The organism is Pseudomonas sp. ZY71 (assembly GCF_036542145.1).
GTDB lineage: Bacteria > Pseudomonadota > Gammaproteobacteria > Pseudomonadales > Pseudomonadaceae > Aquipseudomonas > Aquipseudomonas koreensis_A.
In genome coordinates, this window is sequence record NZ_CP144274.1 from 2330878 (window position 1) to 2354895 (window position 24018).

Annotated in this window: 20 protein-coding genes; 12 read left to right on the forward strand and 8 right to left on the reverse strand. The window is 57.1% G+C overall.

The features are described from left to right. The first annotated feature begins 61 nt into the window (after positions 1-61). The 3 genes from VY732_RS10355 (at position 62) to VY732_RS10365 (ending at position 5577) form a co-directional block, all read left to right on the forward strand. Positions 62-745 (forward strand): hypothetical protein, encoded by a 684-nt coding sequence (locus VY732_RS10355; protein ID WP_331695323.1) that lies wholly within the window; start codon positions 62-64, stop codon positions 743-745. After that, on the forward strand, positions 742-3822 hold the full coding sequence (locus tag VY732_RS10360; protein WP_331695324.1) for an ATP-binding protein: 3081 nt from the start codon (positions 742-744) through the stop codon (positions 3820-3822). The genes VY732_RS10355 and VY732_RS10360 overlap by 4 nt, the downstream gene beginning before the upstream one ends. 498 nt (positions 3823-4320) lie before the next feature. Continuing rightward, complete coding sequence (locus VY732_RS10365; RefSeq protein ID WP_331695325.1) at positions 4321-5577, forward strand: hypothetical protein; 1257 nt, start codon at positions 4321-4323, stop codon at positions 5575-5577. 173 nt (positions 5578-5750) lie between these two features. On the opposite strand, the gene VY732_RS10370 is transcribed toward VY732_RS10365, so the two are convergent. From VY732_RS10370 to VY732_RS10390, 4 genes are all read right to left on the reverse strand, one after another. After that, entirely contained in the window at positions 5751-7925 is a 2175-nt protein-coding gene (locus VY732_RS10370) for a DEAD/DEAH box helicase (RefSeq protein ID WP_331695852.1), read from the reverse strand. 43 nt (positions 7926-7968) lie between these two features. Further along, positions 7969-9264, reverse strand: a complete 1296-nt coding sequence (locus tag VY732_RS10375; protein WP_331695326.1) for an ATP-binding protein — start codon at positions 9262-9264, stop codon at positions 7969-7971. Beyond that, positions 9261-11690 (reverse strand): tellurite resistance TerB family protein, encoded by a 2430-nt coding sequence (locus VY732_RS10380; protein WP_331695853.1) that lies wholly within the window; start codon positions 11688-11690, stop codon positions 9261-9263. Before VY732_RS10380 ends, VY732_RS10375 begins: the two co-directional genes overlap by 4 nt. 531 nt (positions 11691-12221) lie before the next feature. Then, positions 12222-12407 (reverse strand): hypothetical protein, encoded by a 186-nt coding sequence (locus VY732_RS10390; protein ID WP_077572018.1) that lies wholly within the window; start codon positions 12405-12407, stop codon positions 12222-12224. Between the two features lie 163 nt (positions 12408-12570). Between VY732_RS10390 and VY732_RS10395 the strand changes: the two genes are divergently transcribed. Further along, complete coding sequence (locus VY732_RS10395; RefSeq protein ID WP_116031056.1) at positions 12571-12810, forward strand: YceK/YidQ family lipoprotein; 240 nt, start codon at positions 12571-12573, stop codon at positions 12808-12810. A 78-nt stretch (positions 12811-12888) separates the two neighbouring features. Here the strand turns inward: VY732_RS10395 and VY732_RS10400 are convergent, their stop codons facing one another. The 3 genes from VY732_RS10400 to VY732_RS10410 form a co-directional block, all read right to left on the reverse strand. After that, positions 12889-13446: an NADAR family protein gene (locus VY732_RS10400; RefSeq protein ID WP_331695327.1), complete on the reverse strand. Its 558-nt coding sequence runs from the start codon at positions 13444-13446 to the stop codon at positions 12889-12891. Positions 13447-13523: 77 nt separating this feature from the next. Then, complete coding sequence (locus VY732_RS10405; protein ID WP_331695328.1) at positions 13524-14135, reverse strand: PulJ/GspJ family protein; 612 nt, start codon at positions 14133-14135, stop codon at positions 13524-13526. Next, positions 14132-14593: a GspH/FimT family pseudopilin gene (locus tag VY732_RS10410; RefSeq protein WP_331695329.1), complete on the reverse strand. Its 462-nt coding sequence runs from the start codon at positions 14591-14593 to the stop codon at positions 14132-14134. The genes VY732_RS10405 and VY732_RS10410 overlap by 4 nt, the downstream gene beginning before the upstream one ends. Positions 14594-14707: 114 nt before the next feature. Between VY732_RS10410 and VY732_RS10415 the strand changes: the two genes are divergently transcribed. Next, positions 14708-15139 (forward strand): type II secretion system protein N, encoded by a 432-nt coding sequence (locus tag VY732_RS10415; protein WP_331695330.1) that lies wholly within the window; start codon positions 14708-14710, stop codon positions 15137-15139. 6 nt (positions 15140-15145) lie between these two features. Here VY732_RS10415 and gspI read toward each other — a convergent pair whose 3' ends face one another. Beyond that, positions 15146-15532, reverse strand: coding sequence for a type II secretion system minor pseudopilin GspI (gene gspI, locus VY732_RS10420; RefSeq protein WP_331695331.1), 387 nt, complete (start codon positions 15530-15532; stop codon positions 15146-15148). A gap of 146 nt (positions 15533-15678) precedes the next feature. Between gspI and gspG the strand changes: the two genes are divergently transcribed. The 7 genes from gspG to gspF are packed head-to-tail and all read left to right on the forward strand — an operon-like array spanning position 15679 to position 23816. Beyond that, positions 15679-16128, forward strand: coding sequence for a type II secretion system major pseudopilin GspG (gspG, locus tag VY732_RS10425; protein ID WP_016984958.1), 450 nt, complete (start codon positions 15679-15681; stop codon positions 16126-16128). Positions 16129-16136: 8 nt separating this feature from the next. Beyond that, complete coding sequence (gene gspK / locus VY732_RS10430; RefSeq protein WP_331695332.1) at positions 16137-17123, forward strand: type II secretion system minor pseudopilin GspK; 987 nt, start codon at positions 16137-16139, stop codon at positions 17121-17123. Further along, positions 17120-18298, forward strand: coding sequence for a type II secretion system protein GspL (gene gspL / locus VY732_RS10435; RefSeq protein WP_137217958.1), 1179 nt, complete (start codon positions 17120-17122; stop codon positions 18296-18298). The genes gspK and gspL overlap by 4 nt, the downstream gene beginning before the upstream one ends. Further along, positions 18291-18833 (forward strand): type II secretion system protein GspM, encoded by a 543-nt coding sequence (gene gspM / locus VY732_RS10440; RefSeq protein ID WP_331695333.1) that lies wholly within the window; start codon positions 18291-18293, stop codon positions 18831-18833. The genes gspL and gspM overlap by 8 nt, the downstream gene beginning before the upstream one ends. Next, positions 18830-21202: a type II secretion system secretin GspD gene (gene gspD / locus VY732_RS10445; protein ID WP_331695334.1), complete on the forward strand. Its 2373-nt coding sequence runs from the start codon at positions 18830-18832 to the stop codon at positions 21200-21202. The genes gspM and gspD overlap by 4 nt, the downstream gene beginning before the upstream one ends. After that, positions 21199-22605 (forward strand): type II secretion system ATPase GspE, encoded by a 1407-nt coding sequence (gene gspE / locus VY732_RS10450; RefSeq protein WP_331695335.1) that lies wholly within the window; start codon positions 21199-21201, stop codon positions 22603-22605. The genes gspD and gspE overlap by 4 nt, the downstream gene beginning before the upstream one ends. Beyond that, complete coding sequence (gene gspF / locus VY732_RS10455; RefSeq protein WP_123595936.1) at positions 22605-23816, forward strand: type II secretion system inner membrane protein GspF; 1212 nt, start codon at positions 22605-22607, stop codon at positions 23814-23816. The genes gspE and gspF overlap by 1 nt, the downstream gene beginning before the upstream one ends. Positions 23817-24018 lie beyond the last annotated feature (202 nt).

Sequence of the window (24018 nt, forward strand, 5' to 3'; positions counted from 1 at the left end):
ACATCGCAATGAGCCGATCCTCGGTCGCAAAGGTTTTCAACAGGCTGTACAGGATTGCATGGTGGGGACAAGGCAAATAATTGCCGTGGTCGGGCAGAAGGAAAGCGGTAAGAGCTTCAGCCTGGAAATACTGCGCACGGTGCTGAAGAACAATGCGGAGCATTCGATTGTTGCGTTCAAGGCGGCAGAGTTGGTGCGCGGGCCAAGGGCGTTCGCCGAAGAGATTATCCGTCGCTCCGGACCAAGGGACTCGGTATACGAACCTTTGCCCTTGGCCGAGGAAAGCGATACGGCTGTCGATGCCTGGATCAAAGGTATTTTGTTTCCAGCGTTTGCCAAGCAAGTGAACGCCGTCACGGAAACCCGCCAGCTCTGGTTGGTGATTGATGAGCTGGACGCGAATCCGTTGGCCCAAGGTCCTCTACAGCATTTTCTGGAACAGCTTTATCAAGAAGTCGCTGATATTCCAAAGTTGCGGGTGTTGTTGTTGGGCGCCAAAAGCTTCGTGCAGGGAGCTCGGCCCGACAAGTTGTGCATTGAAGTAATTCAGCCGGTCAGCCAGCAGGACATCATCGAATACCTTCAGCTGTACTCGATCGACAAACGCCTTGAGCTGACTGAGGGTGAGGTTAGGCGCCTGGCGGGACTTATCGAGAGGAGTGCGAGCCTGCTGTCTATGACGACCCTCAAGGGACTGTCCTATTACATCCAGCATTTTGTTTATCCTGCGTTGGAGTCTGTATGAACCCCTCTATCGATAGCGCAAAGGATCCCATTGTCCAGCGTTTGGTTGAGGTTCGGGCCAACCTTGCATTGGTCGGATCTTTCGATCCCAGAGCCATCGTGGACTTGCAGCAAACGCCTGAGATCGCCCGGGACATCTTGCGCGCTCTGGCCCGCATCTGCGACGAGGTGCCCTCGGAGCACGGTATTCGTTGGCAACTGACGCCCGATAGCCGACGTGCGACGTTACGCGAGCTATCCGACCTCAAGCGACTGCGCAACCTCGCCCGTCGCTCGAAGGCCGCGCCCGGGGACACGCTAGGGGCCTACCTGATCAAACTCGCCAGTGGCAAAGCCTTCAATATCGAAGCGGTTTCAACCTATGACTTGAGCTATCTGTATACCGCTCAACAGTTTTTGGAGCACCTTCCTGAAGGGCGTGTTTCAAGTACCCACGTAAATAGGGTATTTGCCCTGCGTGAATTTAAAGCTTCGCTCAACATAGCGTTACCTACAGCATTGTTCGGTCGTGAGGATGAACTCAACCGGCTGCATAATTACCTGCTCGACGGCCAAAACTCCGATGGCGTGGGCGAGGCCAAGCCGTTGTATTTGACCGGGCTCGGTGGTGCAGGAAAGTCCGCGCTGCTGGCAGCGTATGCCCGTCGTTTGCTGGATGAAAAAGTCCCGGTCGTCTGGTTCGACTTTGACCGGGCGGCCTTTGCCCAGGCCGATACCGACCTGATGACGCTGGAATTCAGTCGCCAGCTTGGAGTGTTTCTGCCGTCACTGACGGAGCCTTTGGCCAGGTTTCGTGAACAGGCTCGCGAGGTGGTCGGCCAGCACTATAGTCTCGAGAGCTATGAAAGCAGTGCCTACTCCACGAGCAGTGTGTGGTCGATCTGGCACCAGGAACTGGTCGGGCACCTGCCGATACGTGAGCCAATAGCGCTGGTACTGGATACCTTCGAAGAGGTGTTGTTGCGCGGTGCTAACGAACACCGGCGTCTGCGCAATTGGCTAAGAAGCGCGCAGGAAGAGGGTGCACTGTTCGGTCTACGGCCAATTCTCAGCGGTCGAGTACTTCCCAATGACCTCAAACATCAGGAATGGAAATTCCAACACATCCCACTCGACGATTTAAGTCCGGATTCGGCCTACGCAATGCTTCATCAGCTATTGCTCGCTGCAGGGATTGATGTGAAGGAAGACCTGTGCCGCAGGATGATTGAACAATGGGGCAGCAGCCCCTTGTTTATTCGGCTGCTGGCCCGTTTCCTTAGCGAAGAGAACGCTGTGCAGGAAGCTACCGAGTTACTCGATAGGGGGCAGTTCAAAGGGGTGACTCACACGCTGGTGCGCGGATTCACCTATCAGCGCATCCTCAACCGCCTGCGTACCGACGATCCGGATTTACGCAAACTTGCGCACATGGGCCTGATCTTGCGCCGGGTCAACGCCAAGTTGATCGAAGAGGTTCTGGCAGAGCCATGCGAGCTTGCGGTATTGGATAGCGAACGGGCGGATCAACTGTTCAGGACGTTGGCTCGTCAGGTGTGGTTGGTGGAGGAAACGGAACGCAGCGATGTGGTTCGGCATCGACGAGATTTGCGTCAGGTGATGCTGGGGTTGATGGAACCGGCCGACCTCGCCGTAGCGCAGGTCATCCACTTTCGTGCCCTGGTATATTACAAGGCCGGTGCTGATCCTTACCTGACCAAAGCCGAGCAAGACCTTGAGGCGGATTACCATCGTTTGTTCATTTCCGAGTCGGAGCTGGATCTTTTTGAGCTGCTCAGTAATCCCTCACGGTTGGTGACGTCGCTGGGGGATGAGTTGGAAAGCGTGCCGCTGCAGCAGCGGGCGTGGTTGAAAAGGCAGGTGAAGTACGAGCTCAGTAAGGAGGAGTTGAACAGCCTTTCCTCGGAGGCTCGCGTCGATTATCAGAGCGAGCAGATCTCCCAAACCCTCAAGAGCGGGGGAACGACGATCCCCGCTACCGACTACGGCGAGTTAACGGTTGGAGCGGAGCAGCGGCCCGAACCTCTGACCAGTGATTTACCAAGTTTCATCGCGTCGAACTTTAGTGCGGCGAATCTGAGAGTCATCAATAAGAAACGCCATGATGTGATCGACGATTTTTTTCAGATGATTTCTGTGGGCCGGGCGTCGAGAGCCTATGCAGTAGACTTTTGCGAAAGCCCGATCTGGCGGGTGGCTTTGGCGGCTTTGTACACCGGAGATCGTGACGAACTGTTTACCGTGATCCGTGACCGCATGGCCGCTATTCAATTCATCGAGTGGCAGCGCCCGATTCGAGCTGACCAAAGTAACGGGCTCGACGTGGTAACAGCGGTGAGTATGTTGGTGGCCCTGTGCGGTAACAAGGAGATCCACCTGCACGGTTACAAAGGCACGCAACGACCGCGACAGCGCACCCACAGTAACGACGAACTCAAGGCGTTGCTCCTTTCCTTACGACGGGATTCGGAAAGTCCCGTGGATTATCCTGCGCCTATAGCAACCGGCCTTCTGTGCGACCTGACTCCGGATTTCATACGTTGTGTGGAAGGTGAATTGTCGGAGTTCAAGGTCCATGACCCAAACCTGAACCGTCTGTTGAACGATATTCGGGGCGGTGAAGAGCCGAAGCTAGCGAATTTCCAACGCAAGGCATCATCGGTTGGGTATGTGGAGTTGCACCGCCGCTCCATGGGTAGGTCTGGGTTCAGAAAGGCCTTTCGACCGCTTTATCCGGAGCTGTATCCACACATACGCGGCGCTATACGCGGTGCTGATTTTGCACTGCTAACGTTTGTCAGTGAGGCGGAAAGCTATGTCTCGGTATGGCCGCTCGAATTGAAGAGGGATTCCTTCGAGAAATCACTTAGACGTGATTCAGATCGCTGGACGGCAACGCTGATTCACTTCGCTGATCGCTGTGGCTTGCTGTATGCGCTTCTGAGTCATATTGCCCATTCGACCCAAAACAACATAGCTGTCGTCGAGGCTCGCAGGCTCTATGAGGTTTACGACCAAGCGTTGATGGGCATTGAGTCCTTTGAAACCAACCGTCGCGGAAGGTGGTTTGAGTATTAGCGAGCAGGCGCAAACGTGAAGTGAGTTCTGTATAAATTATTGTCAGTGCGATGATCATTCTTTAAGTGTCGATTTGGCGCTTTCAGATTCAATGGCGGTGGTTGCGGAAAAATCGCCGAGCTGGTAGCGCTCTAGCTCTTTTGTTCACACAGTTTCGGCATTCAGATGCGGCTGCTCGCACATTTTATCCTCTACGGTTTAACAGACCTGCCTCCGGCAGGACTGTTAGCTCCGACTAAGAGATCGATTTGGGCCGATTGCTGCCTGTTGTCAACAGCTGAAGGCAGTCTGAGGATGCCGTCAACGGTCGAGTTGTAGCAGCAATTTTTAGGCAGTCACCCAACGGTATTGTTTGGATACTTTTACCCGCGAAGGCGTTACACGAGACGGCTATCCATGGTGGAAAAGTAGTGCAGGCGATTCTCCATGGAGGGGGAGTGATTTCAATATGCCTTTATGGTGATGGTCCGAATGGAATTTCTAGGGAGGAGTGGGTTGATGGTGAAGGAATACGCTGAGTATGAAGTCCAACGGGCATTGCATCACGTTTGTTCTGCAAATAACCCAAAGGATGCGTTGGAACGCTTTCAGGAGGAAATCGAGCTGCTCGGTGACTGGCGGATCATGTATGCGGCAGCTGAATCGGGTGGGCCGTTTAGCTTGGTACGGGAGCAGTTCTCCAAGAAAGGGTTTGTTTCGACCATGTTGCGCGGCAAGTCCGTCTGGATTCTGGACAAAGCCTTTGCCTTGTCCAAGACGCAAGTGAACTACACATTGGGCGGCTCGCTTTTTCTGGATTCGAATGCGGCCAGCTACATTCGAAAGCTGTCATATGCGGAGCGTATTTCTCCTGAACTCGATGCAGTGCGTGCTGATCTGCATCGGACGTTTTCCGTAGATGATCTCGCAAGATTGAATTCTTACATCTACCTGTGTGAGGCGCAGAAAAAGTGGTCACCTGAAACCCGCCAGTTCTGCAAAGAAACGATTGCCGCAGTGCACGCACTGTCGCTTGATAATGCCCCACTGAGTGGTGGTTGGGGGGAGCGGTATCGCAGCTTTTACCAAGAACAAGCCGAGGCGTTCGCCGAGGATTGGATTGAAGGCTTTTCGCGTAGCTTGGAGGGCGGTTTGGGCGTCGCCTTAGCTCAGCAAGCTGCGGCTGCTGAGTGCATGATTTTGCGGGCCAAGATTTTAGAAAGCAGCTCCAAGGCATCACCGGAATCGAAGATGGAGGCGTTGCTCAACTTCATGCATGATGAGTTGCAAATCTTCATGCTACGCGAACTTATTGTTTGCGCCGATATTCTCTTTCACACCCAAAAAACGACGCTTTCGAAGAAACTGAACTCGGTCCTGGACAAGGAAGAACCTCTGCGGATCATCAACAACTGCGCCTGGGATTTGTACATACTCAGAATCATAGAGTCGCTGTCAAATCCTCAAGACTTGAAGGGTGTAGATTTCTGCCTGGATCGATTGATCACCTTTGATGAGGATCTCGCGGATGTCATTTGTCTGACGGAGCTGCGCGCAGTAGCGGTTCATCTCGGTTCACATCGTGCATATCCATTCTTTAACAATGAGTTGACCGGCTGGCTGGCGGGGTTGATCGGGCACAAGCGGATGGCGGCTTTTTCTGAAAGCTTGCAGGAGGAAGCCTTCAATAAACGAGCGGATCAAAGAAGTCTGGATAATGTGCAGAGAATTCTAGCGGAAGATCGGCGTCGCTTACTGCAGCTGGCAAAACGGTAAGTGATGGTTTGACTGACGCTGGCTTAACTATCGTGTGATTCCCGACACTTGTAAACAGGCCCAGGATTAAGTACAGCGGGGCCGGTGGTGATCACTCATCACCAGCCCAGCGGCGAAGCATCGCAGTGTTTTTGTGTCGTTGCATCGGATCAATGCAGTGCGGTTTCTTCCACTTATTTTTCCAGAGAATGACTCTGTGCAAAAAGAATTGCGGTCGAGATATCGAGCGATATGGAAGCAAACGACTTCATCAGCAAGGATTGCGGCAGTGCCCAATCCCACTTTTCGCGCAGCATGTTTTCTACCTCCGAAAGTATCGAGTCTAGATCAGAAGCATCCAGGCTTCCGACTTCCTTCAGTGCCATTTGGGTTCGACCGATGTCGGCGTCAACCTCAATGGTAAGGCCTGCGTTATCACAAGAAAGGCCGACATGATTGAGTAACAAGCGCAGTGCATCGTTGGCATGATCACCTAGCCAGCTCATCAGATAACACTTACCGCCCGACTCAACTATGTAGCGCTTACCAAGGCCCAGCGAAACAAATGTTTTTCGAGCCTCGTCGAGAAGCTCTTGAGCCCCTTGATCAATAAAGGGGCAGGGGAGTGTGTCTGCCAAGACGGCTCGCATTTCTTGGCGTACGTTGTCATGCACCATCGCACCCAGTCCATCGAACTGAGGAGGGGCACCACCGCGTGCTGCTGAAACGATGATGACTTTGGCCTGGAGATCAACATCACGAACCTGCCACCTCCGGCCTCCGAAAATAATACGCTGATCCTTGGTCAGTGGACGGCTTACCGGCACAGATCCCAGTGCCCTACCATCGCATACAAGGCGAAATTCTTCGTCGCTGGTGAATGCGCTGTAGAACTCATAGTGGTTGATCAATCGCTCTCCAACCGTCCCAGGAAGCAGCAACCCTGAGCTGTCCTGAACAATGAGCTCGTGCTCGCCGAGCGCCTTGAGCAACTTCACAAAGTCTGGTTTCTCAACTTTTGGAAATGCTCCCTCAGCAATCAAACTTTTCCAGAGATCTGCAGCAGATGTACCGCCGCATTGGGCAATCACTGAAAGACATTGTTGAACGAGGGTGGACGCGTGAATGCCTTGAGCCCTGGGAGGTTCAAACCACCCCTTGGCCAGCAGTCGAACCATGGCGATGGTTTGAACCAAGCCTTGGCGCAGTTGATCCGAGAGGCTCGATCCATCTTTGAGTGGCGATTCCTTGCAGTAAACGCGCAGCGTTGCTTTTTCTCCTGGGCGCCTTCCCGATCGCCCTAGACGTTGTCGCAGACTCGCCACCGATGGTGGGGCACCAATCTGCACGACTGTTTTGATGCTGCCGATGTCTATGCCGAGCTCAAGCGTCGTGGTGCAAATCGCGGATGCTGCATGAGTCCCTGCCTTGAGAGCATGCTCTGCTTGCTCACGTAAGTCCTTCGAAAGGCTACCGTGATGAGGCCAGAATTCGTTAGGCGCGCCGTCTTTCTCGCAGCGCCGTCGCAGTTGATCTGCGTACCATTCAACCTGAGACCGGCTGTTTGGGAAAATCAGGTTGTTACTGCCGCGTAACACCTTGTAAAGATGATCAGCGATCGCGAAGTCCGGGCTTGCCTCGTTCTCTGTCTCGTCTTCATTTTCCGCCTGGTCAGAGAGCTTTACGGGCTTCTTCTTGAACTCGCTCATGGGTGGCTGAATGTAACCACGAACTTGCACTTGGAGAGTCTGGTTGGAGCTTTTTGATTCAATGACGGTGACGCCATCGGCATTTCCCGGACGCAAAAACTCCGATGCCATCTTCATATCGCCGAGGGTGGCTGAGAGCCCGACTCTAGGGAGACGGTGGCCGGCAACAAGTTCTACCCGATGCATCAGCGACTGAAGTTGCTTGCCTCGTTCGCTACCGATGAACGCATGCAGCTCATCCACGACGATATAACGCAGGTGCTGGAACACCCCGCCAAGACTTGAACCGCGGTTGACGAACAGGGCTTCAAGGGATTCAGGAGTGATCAGAAGCACCCCCTCAGGGGACTTCAAAAAGCGATGTTTTTTGCTTGAGGAGATGTCCCCGTGCCAAGCCACTACGGGAATCTCAAGCTGCTCACATAGACGGCTTAACCTGTCCCACTGGTCGTTGATCAGGGCCTTGAGCGGGCTGATATACAGCACCGAACCGGGCGGATCATCACGATTCAGCAAATTGGTGAGGATGGGAAGAAAAGCAGCTTCGGTTTTGCCGGCAGCTGTTGCTGCGGCGATGATGACATCCTGATCGGCATCCACCAGCACAGGTACCGCCCATTCCTGGGCGTCGCGCAAAGAAGTCCAGCCTTCCGCCCAAATCCATCGCTGGATTCGGGACTCAAGTTGATCGAAACCCGATGACTCAGAGTGTGAAGGTGGCAAGTTCATCGTCCGCATCGACTTTGGTATCGTCTTCGCCGCCTGAGTCCTTGGCGACCTCGACAGCTCCAAGCAGCGTCCGCCAATCGGCGCCTGGGTTTTGCTCCAGGATAGCTAGCAGGTTGATGAACGCTGTGATAGTGGTGCGCGGCGTACGGAAGTAGGCTTCCCCCAAGCGCTGATTACAATGCCCCATAAACAGTGGGAGCGCCTCGTCAGGCAGTAAGTACTTTTCTGCATCCCCACCAGCGTATACGTGACGAAGTTTCTGAAGCAGTACGTAGAAGTCTTCCGGGGTCAGGCTGGTCAGGCGAATCACCGGCCCCGACAGATCCACCAATCCTGATTTTGCAAACGAATTCTCGGCCAATCGAGATTGCAGGGCAGGGTAGCTGAATAGCCCCCGACGAGTGTCCATCAAAAACTCAGGAGTGCCGCCTAAAACGAAACCAAGCCCTTCGGACGATCCCTGCAGAGAGTCGTTGAGAATACGGAGGATCTGTTCGTAATTGGCATTACGAGCTTGGGTATTGGCCAGTTTGTAGAGGTTGACCAGTTCGTCGAGGCAGATCATCAGACCGCCAAAACCTGCAAGTCTGACGAATCTCGACAGGAGCTTGAGCTGATCGTAGACGGAGGCATCATCAATGATGGTTCGTACACCCAAGGCTGCTCGGGCATCCGTCTTAGTGGTGAACTCTCCACGCAACCAACGGATGGCGTCGGACTTGAGCTGCTCGTTACCTTCTTCGAAACCTCGGCAATAGGCGGCAATCACCTCCGCAAAATCATACCCGTTGACCATCTCGGTCAGCTCGGCCAAGTGAGCACGAATAACAGTCTCGCTGTCCGTACCCGCCGCCTTGGCTTCGGTTTTGGCCTGAGAGATGAATTTCTCAACAATGCCTTGCATAGCCCCACCGTCGGGCTTCGTACGCGTCGACATGTTTTTAGCCAGCTCGGAGTAAAGCGAACGTGCTTGTCCACCCGTGGCATGTAATCTGCGATCTGGGTTCAAGTCGGCATGCATGGTGACAAGCTTGCGCTCCATGGCAATGGCTCGTACCAGGTTCAGAAAGAACGTCTTGCCCGCACCGTACTCGCCAATGACGACTCGAAATGCCGATCCACTTTCAACCAGGCGATTGACGTCCTTGATCAGTGCATCTAGTTCGCCTACCCGGCCAACCTGAATCAGGTGTTGGCCCACGCGAGGAACGACGCCTGCGCGTAGCGACTGAATGACCGCATCGCGATCCTTGGCTCTGATAGTGCTCATAGTGCTAACTCTTCCAGAATGTCTGTATTGATCTCGACAGGGTCATCACCCTCAGTGACGGGCATGTCGAAACGTTCAAAAGCCATGTCATTAATTTGTTCCAGGGCACCATCGAGCATCAGCTCCATGTCGCTGGCGGCAGCCTCAAGTTCGGAGCGGCTCCACTCAGGGCGCGAGATCAGCAACCGAAGGAATGCGGAGTGTTCTAAATCGAGACCACCAATATCTGCACTCGACTCTGGTACTGATTCTGATACATCGACCAACTGTTCCGGTTCGTCAACTTGGTCGTCAGTGAAGACATTGGCAAGGAGGGCGGAGACCTCTGCGGTTTCTCGTTGCAGTTCTGCAATGCGCTCGTGATCAAGTACGAACCCTTGATTTGCAGTGGCGGTTATCGGGGTACCAGGCTCGGAACGAGGAATGCCGGCTTTTGGCTTTACGGAGGCAATACTTGCTCCAGATGCAGCACCGTGGAGATCGCTGTACAGCAACTGACTGTCTAGCTGCAGGACCTTGTAAACGCGCTCAAGAAGTTTCACTTCCAATGGGCTGACGATGCCATCAGCTTGCGCCAGATGGGCCAGGAAGCTGGCAATCGTGCGTTTGGCTTCGACCGTTAGTGGGTCGAGTTTTTTCTTTAAGCTGGCCAGCGTTGGTGGTTGCTGGATCTGGATTCGCAGGTGTGCTTTAAGGCGTTTGCGATGGGCCACACTCAGGTGATTCCAGGAGTCGATGTGTTGAGCAAGCAGCGTGACTTCCTCAGTGGAGGTATCACCATCGGCAGAAGCCACAGCACTAGCAAGATCGAGCGTCACCGAAGCAGCATTGTAAGCTGCAGAAGCTCGCAGTGACCCGTCTTCTGGTTGAGTCACGAACAGCGCTATTTGATCCTCTGCTTTCGGTGTCTTACTGCCAGCCAGTACGTCGGGTTCAATACCGATGTGAAGCGATTCCAGCGCGCGGGCAAGTGCAAGTACTTTGTCGCGGGACAGGGCGCCGGCGCTCTTGAACCGGCCTGCGAGTTCGCCAAAGCTCATGACAATCAGGTCGTCGCCAATTCTGAATTGAAGCTCGTCCAATTCTGTACGGGCTGCCGTCGGCCAGAGAGCGACGGGAAGTTGTAAAAGACCTTCGAGAGCTTCTGCGCTATCAGGGTTGCGGCCCAAATATCGGCTGTAGGGTTCAAGCTCGGTAGTACATAGCTCAACCAGTAACTGCAGGATTTTTCGTGTACCTGACGTGGCCAGGACATCAGGAAGTTCACCCAAGCTAATCGTGGGCGCCATTAAGACCGCGGAGGCCGGCCGATAGCTGGTTTTAAGTTTGGTCTTGTTCTGCGCCAGGACAAGACCCTTAGGATGGGCGCTTGTGTACTTAAGCTTGAACAGTCTCGAAAAGACATCCTTGCAGCGATTCACGGGTGTGCGTTTGCTGATGTTGGGGTCAGCTAGCGCCCAGGCTAATGCCCAATCGGCATCAAGGGGGCGCTTGTTGGAAGCGAATTGCCCCAGACCTACGCGCAGTGGCAGTGGCATCTCGTAGCTATACGCGACCGCGACGACGTTGGGAGGTGGGCCGAGGTAAAGGTCTGGATCGATCTTGGTGTTGCTCAGGTAATCCAGAAAACCTTCCGCATATCCCCTGAACGACCTATTTTCCCCGTAGATACTCAATAGGCGCTGGACTTCTTCTACGATCAAAGGAAGCTCAGCCTTGACGCTCGGGTCACTCACTGCGTCAACGAGTGCTCGACGCTCTAGACCGTAGAAATACAAAAAGACGTAGCCGGTGTCTGCCTGTGGGTAACGACGACCACCCTCCAACCATTGAAAGTATCCACGGCGAGCCTCTGACGTGATGGAGTGAAAACTGGGCCAATAGGACATCAGCCGTTCTTCTAGATCGACGTGTGTCTTTGCGATACGGAGCTTGGGGTTTATCAGTGAGGGTTCTTCGGCATCGTGCTGGCCACCTAGCACGCTGCCCATATAAAACATGCCACCGGGTAATGAAAAACCGGAAACGGTGACACATTCACCTGCTGGCACCCAGCGAACATCAGGCTTTTGCGTGCTCGCACTTGGAATTTTGAAGGACTTTGAAGGTGCTGAGCCGAGTTGGACAGTGTAAAAATCAGAGGCTTCCTCAGTACCCATATGGCTCCCTGAAACCTCACGCATAGAGAAAGTGAGGCCTGACCGTTGATGCTCTCGCAGACGTTCCGTTTCCGAAACGGCCACTGACAATTGCTCGGCCTGTCGCCTTGAGCGACGAATCAGCAGCCAAAAAACCGCGGCAATGCAAGCAATAACACCAATGGCGATCCATGCATTTTTCGGGATCGATGCGACTGCGCCGAAGGCCAGAGCGAAAATGATCAGGATGCTGTTACTTGTGGAGTTTTTTGCCTTCTTCCTTGCCATGAGTCGTTTCAACCTTGAAAAGATGGGTGCTGGCGCAATGGCAGTATCCGATAATTGCCCTACGAGAACCATGGGCTGAGTAACGCTATTGATCGGAAAGTTCTGCTTGTTCACGAATAGCTACAATCGTCAGTAGTAGCTTTTCCGCAGGAAGCGCGCGGATAGTCCGCCTCCATTGCTGATTGATAAGATTCGTTGGGGGCAGCTATTTGCCCGAAGTGGAAGCTCACTAGTCGATGATGCTAGCCCCATTCGCCGAAGCTAGGATTATTGCGTTGGCCATCTCTATTCGACTGGCCGCGGTGTGTGCGCCTTTGTCTTGGCGGTTTCGTGTGCTTGTTGGGAATGATCTGCTCATCTGGTGAGCACTCGGGCTTGGTTGTGTGCCTTGCGGATGTCGGCCGGGGATTTGCGGGGCCAAGACCTGCAGGCGTATTTCTTTGCTTTACTCACCCCACCGATAGCATTAGAAAAAGCTCACCGACACACCGTCCACGGACAGATATTTGCACGGCCAGATTGCCATCCCGTCTACGCGTAGTAGAGGTTCAGCGCAATCAGCTCAAACACAGCCACAAATACGCAGAACGCAACGAATCTTCGGGTAAACACCCGGCGAGGCTTTTCATAGCCTTGATAGTTGCTGAATGCGCTGCAAAGGTTTCCCAGAAAATCAATAAAGTCCATCAATCCTGCATCCTCGCTTGCGTGCTTCATGCATCTTGCCAATTCCAGTCTGGTTGAGATTTCTCATTGTCCTTACGATCGGCCTCGGTAGTCGGCGTAGGGCTGTATTTCACCCACGTGGCCTGTCGTAGCGGGAAAGCCATCTGCAACCCCGTTCACGCAGCTCAGTATCAATAAGTAATAAGGACGTTAAGTGTTTCGCAAACTGATGTTACTGGTGTTGATTGCCAGCTCAAGCGGCTGTGCAGCAACGGCCATGCGGATGGATTATGACAAGCATCGATGCCCCTACATCGGTGTTCGGCTCGACTGGTGGTTGGTCGGTACATCCAAAGGCAAGTTGATTCCCTTTTTACTGATCGACGCGCCATTTTCATTGGTGGTCGATACAGTCTTCTTCCCCTTCGAATATCAATACACCTGCAATTTCTGACTTGCGGGTAGACTCCCTTAGAAAAGCCTTGGCACACGCCAAGACTTTTTTCGTTGCTGACGCCACCGCCAATAAAACTCAGGACGATCCGACCCTGCCGTCCCGCACCTGCATCAGTGCAAACCCCAGAAGATTCAGGCCTTTCCACAGATTCGGATCGTTCACATCTGGGTGATCTTGCGCGAGCCCAATTCCCCAAATGGCATCAACCGGGCTCGCTTCGACAATGACCCGAGATCCGGTGCGCATAAGGAATTCGTTCAGTTCCGGATTTTGGGAAAACTTGGCTTGGTTTGCCTGGATGACGATGTCGTATCGGTGTTGCAGCCAGCGTTGGTCGTTGAACCCGCGCACCTTGCGGCCGAGGGCTTTGGCGGCGTTCGGGGTCGGGGCCTGGAGCACTTGTGCACGAATTTCCTGATCGTCGAACAACGCTGCCTTCTCGGCCATCATGAAGTGTTCGGCTGTCGGGTAGCGTTGCCCCTCGACAACGAATTCGGCTTCGTACCACTGGCTGAAGCACGAAGCCGTGACGGCGTCTTTGCTTCGCTGGTGTCCCCAGAAAAAGGTGAAATCCAGAGGCTCTCCAGCGTTGAAGCGAGCGCGTAGATCTTCGAGAAGTTTAGAGTCGTGCAATGAGATTTCCTCGGTAACTGACGTTCGACGTTACAGTTGCTGTGCGTGTCAGGGCAATACGCAATATTGCCCAGAGACTAATCCAATGGGCCCAAGACCTGGCGGTAGTGTTCTTCGCCTTGAGGCGTCTGCCGGGTCAGGCGGATTTCCAGGCCTTGGGGGTTTTCTTTGCGGTTGCCGCTGAGCTGGCGCCACCCCATCTGCGGTTCCCAGACGCGCACTTGCAGGTCGCTGATGCTGTCGAGCACCGCCACTGCCTGTTTCGGCGCAGGCAGCGGGTAGCGATCACGTGGCGTGGCGGCGGCGCGGTACAGGGTTTGATCTTTCAACCACCAGCGCACGCGCTGCAAGCCGTTCTGCGAGGCGGCTGCACTGCGGATCACGTCAAGACGAAAGCTCTGGTCGTCGGCACTGCGCACGCTGATTGCCGCTGGCTGCCCGGATCGTTCGTCATCGTTGTCGTTCAACAGTGGTTCGCGCAGTTCGATGCTGGCGCGCAAGGCGATATCTCGTTCCAGTTGATGCAGCGTGCGCAGCAGTGCTTCGGTGTGTTCGGTGCTCGCCTGCAGGTGCGTGTCGGCGCGGCTCACGCTGTCCAGACCGCGCCAGGCAATCAGGCTGACGATCGCCATGAGCAGGATCGCGACCATCACTTCGATCAGGGTAAAACCCTCTTGCCGGTTATTCATGGCTGGTTGGCCAAGGTCAATTTGCCCGTGGCTGTGCGCTGCAAGGTAAGCGTGTTCTGGCCGTCCGAGAGTTGCAGTTGCACGGGTGAATCGAACCACTCGGCGTTCAGTATCAGCGGCTGCCTGGGTGTCACTCGGACCTTCAGCGATGGCGTTTCCCAGTGACGAGGGCGCAGTTGCGGATCGGCGAGGAAGTGATCGAAGCCGGGGCCTTGTTCATTGCGACGGCTGAAACGAAAGCCGTTTTTGTGCGCCAGCCAAGTGATCGGGCGTCCATCGGCCAGGGCTTCGGCATGGGCGATTTGCAGCAACTGGATCAAGCGATTGGCGTCCTTGCGCAGCAGTTGCGCCGGGTCAGGCTTGATACTCAGGCTGACGGCGGCGCTGGCAATACCGATGATGATCAACACCACCATCAATTCGATGAGGGTGAAGCCCGTTTGTCTGTCCTTGGTCATACCGCAACGTTCCTTCGTTGTGAATCCATCCTGGCGAATTCGAACCATCAATCCGGATAGAAAAGCGAATGTTGTCCTGTAGACTGCGACGCAGGACAACAGGGAGGTTGGGTCTTGGCATTTACTTTTCGCTTATCCGCAACGCAGCTTGTGCAATCGGCGGCACTGATCGCTGCACTCGCAGGGGGACTGTTCTGGTCTGCGCTGTTGCTGACGCCGGCAGAGTCCCACGTTCCGGCGGTGGAGCCCCAACTGTTGCCGACGCGTGCCGACACAGCGGCTTTGCAGTGGTTTTCCAACCAGCCGGCACCGTTGGATATCAAGGTTTCCGGAGTGCTGGCAGGGGCGCACGCCGCGGTGGCAATTCTAAGTCTCAACGACGGTCCGCCGCGCAGTTTTCTGGTGGGTGATCGCTTGACCCAGGGGGTGCGCGTGATAGCCATTGAGCAGGATGCGGTGGTCATTGAGCGTGGCGCGGAACAGAGCCGATTAAAAGTCAGCACGCTGCCAGACTCGCCATCGCTGCCTCGACTGACTCGACCCTGAGCAGCGTCATTGGCGCTTTTCCTGCGGCCGGCCGAGTAAGGTTTCGAGTCGCGCAAGGGGTGGCGCCTGACGTTCGCGATCGGAAACCAGCAGCGTCACGCGCAGCAGTCGTCCGTCGGTGCTCGGCGTTACGCGTTGATCACAGCGCAGTTGCAGGCGACCTTGATCACAGTTGAAGGTTTTCAGTCCTGGGGCAAAGTCCTCCTCCAGACGCAGTTCGGCGAGCCGGGTTTGTGCCGCCAGCAAAGCGATCGAGCGATCGCGCAGCAGACCATTGCTCTGGGTCATCAGACCCGCAACGCGAACGGCCGCAGACATGGCCACGGCGATGATTGCCAAGGCCACCAGAACCTCGATGAGGGTGAAACCTCGCTCCTTGCGCAACGCTTCCATGCTTGTCTCTGCGGTTGAAACCGGCCCGCAGAATAACACCCGTCCTTTGGCGAATGTGCAGAAAAACAGTGCGTTAATGATTGTTGTACGATGACTGGCTTTTGTTACACTGCGCGCCGAATGTAATCATGCCAAGGAAGGTTGAAATGGATTTCGCGCGCGTCAAATCTCAGTCCGCAGGCCGTCGAGGTCAGCAGGGTTTCACCCTGATCGAAATCATGGTGGTGGTGGTCATCCTCGGCATTCTGGCTGCGATGGTCGTGCCCAAGGTGCTCGACCGACCTGATCAGGCCCGAGCCACTGCGGCAAAACAAGACATCGCCGGCCTGATGCAGGCGCTCAAACTCTACCGCCTCGACCACGGCACTTATCCGACGCTGAATCAGGGGCTCAAGGTGTTGGTGGAGCGTCCGGCGGATGCGAAAAACAGCAACTGGCGTTCTTATCTGGAGCGCTTGCCCAACGACCCGTGGGGTCGTCCTTACAACTATCTGAATCCTGGCGCGAACGGTGAGATCGACATCTTCTCCCTCGGCGCAGACGGCCAACCCGACGGCGACGGCGTCAATGCCGATATTGGTTCCTGGCAGCTCTGAGAGCGGCCATGCAATCATCCTCGCCACAGGCGCAGAAACAGCGCGGCATGGCCATTATCAGCGCCTTGCTGATTGCCGCTGTGGTCGCGGTGATCGCCGCTGGCATGCTCACCCGGCAGAGCGTCTTTACCCGTTCTCTTGAAGCGGAACAGTCCCGAGTGCAGGGCGCTGCCGCGCTGTTGGCGGGGCTCGAGCTCAGTCGGCAAGTGCTCAGGGACACGCGTCAACAGGACGTGCTGACCCGGCTCGATCAACCTTGGGCGCAGCCTGTCAAAAGCCATTTGTTGAACTCGCCGGGGGGCGGTTTCGAGGGGCGCATCGAGGATCAGCAGGGCAAGTTCAATTTGCGCAATTTACTCAGCAATGAGCGCGTCGATGGCGGACAGTTGCGCAGCTTCGAACGCCTCTGCGAAATGATCGGAATCGATGCTGCCCTCAGCCAGCGCATCAGCCAGCGAGTCATTGCCTCTTACCCGAGAATGCCCGACCTGCAAGCCGTCGGGCAAAGCATGGCGCAGGCGGGGTTTGGTAGCGTCCGCGCGACGTCACCGAGTGCGCGTCGCCAGCCATTGCCGGCGACTCAGCCGATGTTGCGCAGCCTTGATGATTTACGTGGCCTCGAAGGCATGAACGAGGAGCTGCTTGGGCGTTTGAATCAGTATGTCAGCCTGATTCCGGCCAAGACCTGGGTCAACGGTAATACTGCCAGCGCCGAGGTATTGGTGGCGGTGGTGCCGGGTTTATCGCTGGCGCAGGCCAGGGCCGTGGTGGCGGAGCGCGATCGGGGCCAGTGGTTCATCAATCGCGGGGACTTCGTCAACCGTCTGCACTTGCCGCATCTGACCGTCGACGGACTGAACGTCGGCATCAGCAGCGATTGGTTTCTGCTGCGCGGACACGCGCGTCGTGACCAGCGCCGCGTCAGCCTGGATGCGTTGCTGCATCAACCCGCCGACGACCTGCCGAAAGTGGTCTGGTCGAGGCTCGGCGTATGACTCGCCTGCGCGTCGCCTTACCGCCGCTGGCGGGTTTGACCTCAGACTCTGAGGTTGAATTTGCGCGCCTGGATCGGCACGACCAGGTCAGTCAGGTCGGTGTCAGTACGCTGTTGCTGATTGAGCAGGAGTCGCCGTTACAGCCCGTCGAGTTTTTTCTGCATCCGGCGGACAGCGTACTGACCAGTTTGCAGTTGCCACCGCTGGCGCCGGTGAAGATCGAGGCGGCGGTGAAGTGTGCCGCGCAGGCGCTGATTCTGGGTGGCACTGAACAGATGTACGTTGCACACAGTGCTCGTGAGGTCTCGGGGCAAGTGTCGCTGGCGTGGCTCGCGCAGGTATCTCTGGATCGTTTCGGGCTGTTATTGGCTCAGCACCGATTGAAGCTGCGAGGCCTTTACCCGGCACCTTATGCTTTGCCGGTGCCCGCGCAGGGGCAGGTCAGCGCGTGCGTGTTGGACGGGCAATTGCTGTTGCGCTTCAGCCGTGCGCAGGCTTCGGTAGAACCCTTGGCGCAGGAGCGTCTGGATGAACTCGTCACCAGTGGTCGCGGCTTGCAGTGGATCGGCGCGGATGCTCCTGCAACAGTCGTCGAACCACGACCTGCGGAGCAGCGCTGGTGTGGCGTTGCGCCGGGATGGGGGTTGCATGCAGGCATCGGCAAGGCTGCCGGACACACAATCGGTTGGGGCAGGGCAGCCTTCTGTTGTGCCTTGGCGATTGCGATCTGGGTGTCTGGGCTGAACCTTTACGCGGCCCGTGAAGTGACTCGGGGAGAGCAGCTCAAGGCGCAAATGAGCCAGCGGGTAAAGCAGGCTTTTCCAGAGTTACCGGTGATCCTCAATCCGTTGCAGCAGGCTCGCCAGCAACTGGCGGCTCGACACAATGGCGTGGCGGCCGACGCGAATCACGGGTTTGCCTACCTGGTGCAACATGCCGCGAGCGCGCTGCCGTTTATGGCAGGCAGCGTCCAGCGCATGACCTTTGAGCAGGGACGTTTGCAGTTGGAGTTGGCCGCCGACACTGCGCAGGCACCCGCCGACGGCGCATTGCCGGGAGCGCTGACGCAGGCAGGGTTGGTCGCCAGGCGCGAAGACAACGTGTGGATTTTCAGCCCGCGGGTTGAGCCGGCAGCGGCTGAGGACGATGCCGTCATGGACAGCGACGATGAATAATCTACTGGCGATCTATCGGGCTCGCTGGCTGCTGCTGCGAGCACAGATTCATCGGCATTGGGCGCCGCTGACTTTGCGCGAAAAGCGCCTGGTCGCGGGCAGCGCATTGATGTTGGGGGGCGTGCTGATCTGGCTGCTGCTCGTCCAGCCACCGCTGAAAAAGATTGAGCATTGGCAGACCGAAACGCCGAAGTTGCGTGGCCAGGCCGAAGCGCTGGATCTGTTGTTGCGCGAGGTGGCGACAGCGCCCATCGGACAAAACTTCGAGCAGTCATTGCAGCAATCTCTCGATGGCAGCGGGCTGCTTGGTCACTACCAATTGCAGGCAATTGGCACCGCTTGGCAGTTGACGTTCGAGGATGCGCCCGCTGATGCCGTCATCAGTTGGCTGTTAATCCACCCCGTGCAGTTTTCACTTGAAGTGGTCGAGGCTCGTTTGCAGCGTGCAGACGCAGCCAAGGTCGACGATACGGCCGGCACTTTGTCAGGCACCGTTCGCATGGATCAGGCGCTGGGCGCTAAGGAAGCTTCATGAAGGGGTCAGGATCCAAACCGGCACGTCTGGCGTTGCCGATGTTGCTGATGGCGTTGAGCGCGTGCAGCAACACCAGCACACCGCAAAACCAGCCGCCGTTGCTGGTCGACAGTGAACTGGGCCGGCCACTGGCCAACACCCAGCGCAGCGGCGACGCGGTGCTCGACCGCGAACGTGCGCAGGCCCAAGCGCGACCGGCACCGAAGCCATTGCACAACATCAGCAAGAGTGCGCGCAGTGGGGCCGCGTCATCGGGTATCGCGTTGCCGAGTAATCCTTTGGGCGATCAACCGGTAACGCTGAATTTTGTCGACGCGGATATTCAAGCGGTGGTGCGGGCTCTGTCGCGTTCGACAGGTCAGCAGTTTCTCGTCGATCCTCGGGTCAAGGGCACGTTGACGCTGGTCTCGGAAGGCCAGGTGCCGGCGCGGCAGGCTTACGACATGTTGTTGGCGGCGTTGCGCATGCAGGGTTTCAGTGTGGTCGACGTTGGCGGTGTCGCGCAGGTGGTGCCGGAGGCGGATGCGAAGTTGCTCGGCGGGCCGATTTACAGCGCCGACAAACCGGCCGGTAACGGCATGCTCACGCGCACGTTTCGTTTGCAATATGAGAACGCGGTGAACCTGATTCCGGTGCTGCGGCCGATTGTTTCGCCGAATAATCCGATCAACGCCTATCCGGGCAACAACACCATCGTCATCACCGACTACGCCGAGAACCTGACCCGCGTTGCGCAGTTGATCGCGAGTATTGATTCGCCGAGCGCGATCGACACGGATGTGGTGCAAATTCAAAACGGCATCGCTGCCGACATTGCGCCGATGGTGGCGGATTTGCTCGATGCGCCGGGCAATGATCCGACGCAGAAAATCGCCGTGATTGGTGATCCGCGTTCCAACACCATCATCATTCGCGCCGGCAGCCCGGAGCGTACGGAGCTGGCGCGTAATCTGATCTACAAACTGGATAACGCGCAGAGTAATCCGAGCAATCTGCATGTGGTTTATCTGCGTAATGCGCAGGCGGCGAAACTGGCGCAGGCCTTGCGCGGGTTGCTGACCGGAGAGAGTGACAGCGGCACAAGTGACAGTGCGCGTTCGGTGCTTAGTGCGATGGGTGCAAGCACTGGTGGTAGCGCTGGGCAGAATGGCCAGAGCGGTACGCAAAGCAGCGGCAGCACGTCGACCACTAACAGCAGCGGCAGCACGGGTGGCAGTTACGCGCAGGGCAGCAGTGGCGGCGGAACCAGCAGTGGCGGTACGCAGAACAGCGATCAGAACGTCGCCTTCAGTGCCGGCGGTGTGACCATTCAAGCCGACGCCACCACCAACACCTTGCTGATTTCTGCGCCAGAACCGCTGTACCGCAACCTGCGTGAGGTGATCGATCTGCTCGACCAGCGTCGCGCGCAAGTGGTGATCGAAAGCCTGATCGTCGAAGTCGGCGAGGACGATGCCAGCGAGTTTGGCGTGCAGTGGCAGACCGGCAATCTCGGTGGCAACGGCGTGATCGGTGGCGCGAATCTGGGTGGTTCGGGGATCAACACCAACGGCAAAACCAGCATTGATGTGCTGCCGCAGGGTTTGAATCTGGGCTACGTGAACGGCACTGTCGACATCCCCGGCATCGGCAAGATTCTTGACCTGAAAGTGCTGGCCCGAGCCTTGAAAAGCAAGGGTGGCACCAACGTGTTGTCGACGCCAAACCTGCTGACCCTCGACAACGAAGCGGCGAGTATTTTTGTGGGCCAGACCATTCCGTTTGTCAGCGGCAGTTATGTCACTGGCGGTGGCGGCACCAGCAATAACCCGTTCCAGACCGTGACCCGTGAAGAAGTGGGCTTGAAGCTCAACGTGCGCCCGCAGATTTCCGAGGGCGGAACGGTGAAGCTCGATATCTATCAGGAAGTCAGCAGCATCGACGAACGCGCTTCCAACAGCGCGACATCGACGGGCATCGTCACCAACAAACGCGCGATCGACACCAGCATTTTGCTCGACGATGGCCAGATCATGGTGCTCGGCGGTTTGCTGCAGGACGGTTACAGCCAGAGCAATGACGCGGTGCCGTGGCTGGGCAGCTTGCCGGGCATTGGCGCGTTGTTTCGCAACGAGCGTCGAGCGATCACCAAGACCAACCTGATGGTCTTTTTACGGCCGTACATCATCCGCGACAGCGAAGCGGGGCGCAGCATCACGCTCAATCGCTATGACTTTATGCGCCGCGCTCAGGGTGGTTTGCAGCCTGAACGCAGCTGGGCGATGCCGGACATGCAGGCGCCGCAGTTGCCTACGGCGGCGCAAGGTGTGCCGGCGGTTTTACCTGGGTCGGGTCCGCGCGCGACGATCAAAGCGGTGCCCATTCAATGAGTTCGCTGCCCTACGCTTGGGCCAAGGCGCAGCGGATTCTGTTGTGCGATGGCGTGCTGACCGTGTGCCCGTCGACGCCGGGCTGGTCGATCAGCGAGGCGCGGCGTCGGTTTGGCGCGACCACGATTCAGCGGGTGCGCGATGACGAACTCGATGGCTTGCTCGCCGCTGCCTATGCCGACACCGGTAGTGCGGCGGCGGTGGTCGGTGCGGCAGAAAACGAAGTCGATCTCGACCGCCTGATGCAGGACATGCCGGAAATCACCGACCTGCTCGATACTCAGGACGGCGCGCCGGTGATCCGCATGATCAACGCACTGCTGACCCAAGCCGCGCGCGATGAAGCCAGCGACATTCACATCGAACCGTTCGAAACCCATTCCGTGGTGCGCTATCGCGTCGACGGCACGCTGCGTGACGTGGTCTCGCCACGCAAGGCGTTACATGGCGCACTGGTGTCGCGGATCAAGATCATGGCCCAGCTCGATATCGCCGAAAAACGCCTGCCGCAGGACGGTCGCATCGCCTTGCGTGTGGCCGGGCGGCCGATTGATATTCGTGTCTCCACGGTGCCGACCGGGCATGGTGAAAGGGTGGTGATGCGTCTGCTCGACAAACAGGCCGGACGTCTGCATCTGGAAACCCTCGGCATGGATGCGCAGGTGCTGGCCAAACTCGACCACCTGATCCGCCAGCCCCACGGCATCGTGCTGGTCACCGGGCCCACCGGCAGCGGCAAGACCACCAGCCTCTACGCCGCGTTGGCGCGACTCGATGCGAGCACCAGCAACATTCTCACCGTGGAAGACCCGGTGGAATACGACCTGCCGGGCATCAGCCAGATTCAGGTCAACGCCAAGATCGACATGACCTTTGCCCTCGCACTGCGGGCAATCCTGCGGCAAGACCCGGACATCATCATGATCGGCGAGATCCGCGATCTCGAAACCGCACAAATCGCCGTGCAGGCTTCGCTGACCGGTCACCTGGTGCTGGCAACGCTGCACACCAACGACGCGGTGTCGGCGGTCAACCGCTTGATCGATATGGGCGTCGAGCCGTTTCTGCTGGCCTCGTCGATGCTCGGGGTGCTCGCACAACGACTGGTGCGGCGCCTGTGCAATCAGTGCAAGCAGGAAGACCCAACGGCACCGGGCACCTGGCGCCCGGTCGGTTGCCCGGCGTGCAATCAAACCGGCTACAGCGGCCGCACCGGCATCTACGAATTGTTCTGCATCGACGACGATATTCGCACGCTGATTCACCAAGGGGCAGGGGAGCAGGCCTTGCGGGCATCCGCCGCGAAAGCCGGGATGTTCAGCCTGCGCGAGGACGGTGAACGCTGGATCCGCAGCGGTGCCACAGCCCCCGAAGAAATCCTCCGTGTGACACGGGACGCCTGATGAACCGCTATCGTTTTGAAGCCGCCGATGCCACCGGCAAGATCGAATCCGGGCACCTTGAGGCGGACAGCCAAAGCGCCGCTTTCACAACATTACGCGGGCGCGGGTTGACCGCGTTGTCGGTGCATAAGGAAAGCAACGTCGCCCAGCACGGTGGCGGTGGGTTGTTCAGCGCCAAGCTCTCGGACAACGATCTGGCCTGGGCCACGCGGCAACTGGCGAGCCTGCTCGGCGCCAGTCTACCGTTGGAAGCAGCGCTGAGTGCCACGGTCGAGCAGGCCGAGAAAAAACACATTGCCCACACCCTCAGCGCCGTGCGTGCGGATGTGCGCAGCGGTATGCGTCTGGCGGAATCGCTGGCGGCGCGGCCACGGGACTTTCCGGAGATCTACCGCGCATTGATTGCTGCTGGCGAGGAGTCGGGTGATCTGGCGCAGGTGATGGAACGGCTGGCGGATTACATCGAGGAGCGCAACAACCTGCGCGGCAAGATTCTTACGGCGTTTATCTATCCGGGTGTGGTCGGGCTGGTGTCGATCGGCATCGTGATTTTCCTGCTCAGCTACGTGGTGCCGCAGGTGGTCAGTGCGTTTTCCCAAGCACGGCAGGATCTGCCGGGATTAACCCTCGCGATGCTCAACGCCAGTGATTTCATCCGCAGTTGGGGCTGGTTGTGTGCGGCGCTGATCGCCGGGGCGTTCTGGAGCTGGCGTCTGTACCTGCGCAATCCGGCGGCGCGTTTGAGTTGGCATCATCGGGTGCTGAAGTTGCCGCTGTTCGGGCGTTTCATCCTCGGTCTGAACACCGCACGTTTCGCCTCGACGTTGGCGATTCTCGGCGGCGCCGGCGTGCCGTTGTTGCGCGCCTTGGAAGCGGCGCGGCAGACCTTGTCCAACGACCGCCTGAGTTTGAGCGTCACTGAGGCCACGGCCAAGGTGCGTGAGGGCGTGAACCTGGCGGCAGCGTTGCGGGTGGAAAATGTGTTTCCTCCGGTGCTAATTCACCTGATCGCCAGCGGCGAAAAAACCGGTTCACTGCCACCGATGCTGGAGCGCGCAGCGCAAACCCTGTCGCGGGATATCGAGCGGCGGGCGATGGGCATGACCGCGTTGCTGGAGCCGCTGATGATTGTGGTGATGGGCGGGGTGGTGCTGGTGATTGTGATGGCGGTGTTGTTGCCGATCATTGAGATCAATCAATTGGTCCAATAGTGCTGTTGTTGCGCAGGGCCTCATTGCGAGCAGGCTCACTCCTACAGGGGTACGCATTTCAAATGTAGGAGTGAGCCTGCTCGCGATGGGGCCCGTCAGGGCAATAAATAATTCGGATTCTGTTTCAGAACTCCACCCCCGCACCATCTTCAAGCAGACATGAAAAAGCCCTCGTCACCGAGGGCTTTTCATTAACACGGTT

Excerpts from the sequence above, each read along its gene's own strand:
- VY732_RS10360 (WP_331695324.1), top strand. The coding sequence starts at position 742 with ATGAACCCCTCTATCGATAGCGCAAAGGATCCCATTGTCCAGCGTTTG.
- VY732_RS10365 (WP_331695325.1), top strand. The coding sequence starts at position 4,321 with ATGGTGAAGGAATACGCTGAGTATGAAGTCCAACGGGCATTGCATCAC.
- VY732_RS10375 (WP_331695326.1), bottom strand. The coding sequence starts at position 9,264 with ATGAGCACTATCAGAGCCAAGGATCGCGATGCGGTCATTCAGTCGCTA.
- VY732_RS10380 (WP_331695853.1), bottom strand. The coding sequence starts at position 11,690 with ATGGCAAGGAAGAAGGCAAAAAACTCCACAAGTAACAGCATCCTGATC.
- VY732_RS10390 (WP_077572018.1), bottom strand. The coding sequence starts at position 12,407 with ATGAAGCACGCAAGCGAGGATGCAGGATTGATGGACTTTATTGATTTT.
- VY732_RS10405 (WP_331695328.1), bottom strand. The coding sequence starts at position 14,135 with ATGAATAACCGGCAAGAGGGTTTTACCCTGATCGAAGTGATGGTCGCG.
- VY732_RS10410 (WP_331695329.1), bottom strand. The coding sequence starts at position 14,593 with ATGACCAAGGACAGACAAACGGGCTTCACCCTCATCGAATTGATGGTG.
- gspI (WP_331695331.1), bottom strand. The coding sequence starts at position 15,532 with ATGGAAGCGTTGCGCAAGGAGCGAGGTTTCACCCTCATCGAGGTTCTG.
- gspG (WP_016984958.1), top strand. The coding sequence starts at position 15,679 with ATGGATTTCGCGCGCGTCAAATCTCAGTCCGCAGGCCGTCGAGGTCAG.
- gspK (WP_331695332.1), top strand. The coding sequence starts at position 16,137 with ATGCAATCATCCTCGCCACAGGCGCAGAAACAGCGCGGCATGGCCATT.
- gspL (WP_137217958.1), top strand. The coding sequence starts at position 17,120 with ATGACTCGCCTGCGCGTCGCCTTACCGCCGCTGGCGGGTTTGACCTCA.
- gspM (WP_331695333.1), top strand. The coding sequence starts at position 18,291 with ATGAATAATCTACTGGCGATCTATCGGGCTCGCTGGCTGCTGCTGCGA.
- gspD (WP_331695334.1), top strand. The coding sequence starts at position 18,830 with ATGAAGGGGTCAGGATCCAAACCGGCACGTCTGGCGTTGCCGATGTTG.
- gspE (WP_331695335.1), top strand. The coding sequence starts at position 21,199 with ATGAGTTCGCTGCCCTACGCTTGGGCCAAGGCGCAGCGGATTCTGTTG.
- gspF (WP_123595936.1), top strand. The coding sequence starts at position 22,605 with ATGAACCGCTATCGTTTTGAAGCCGCCGATGCCACCGGCAAGATCGAA.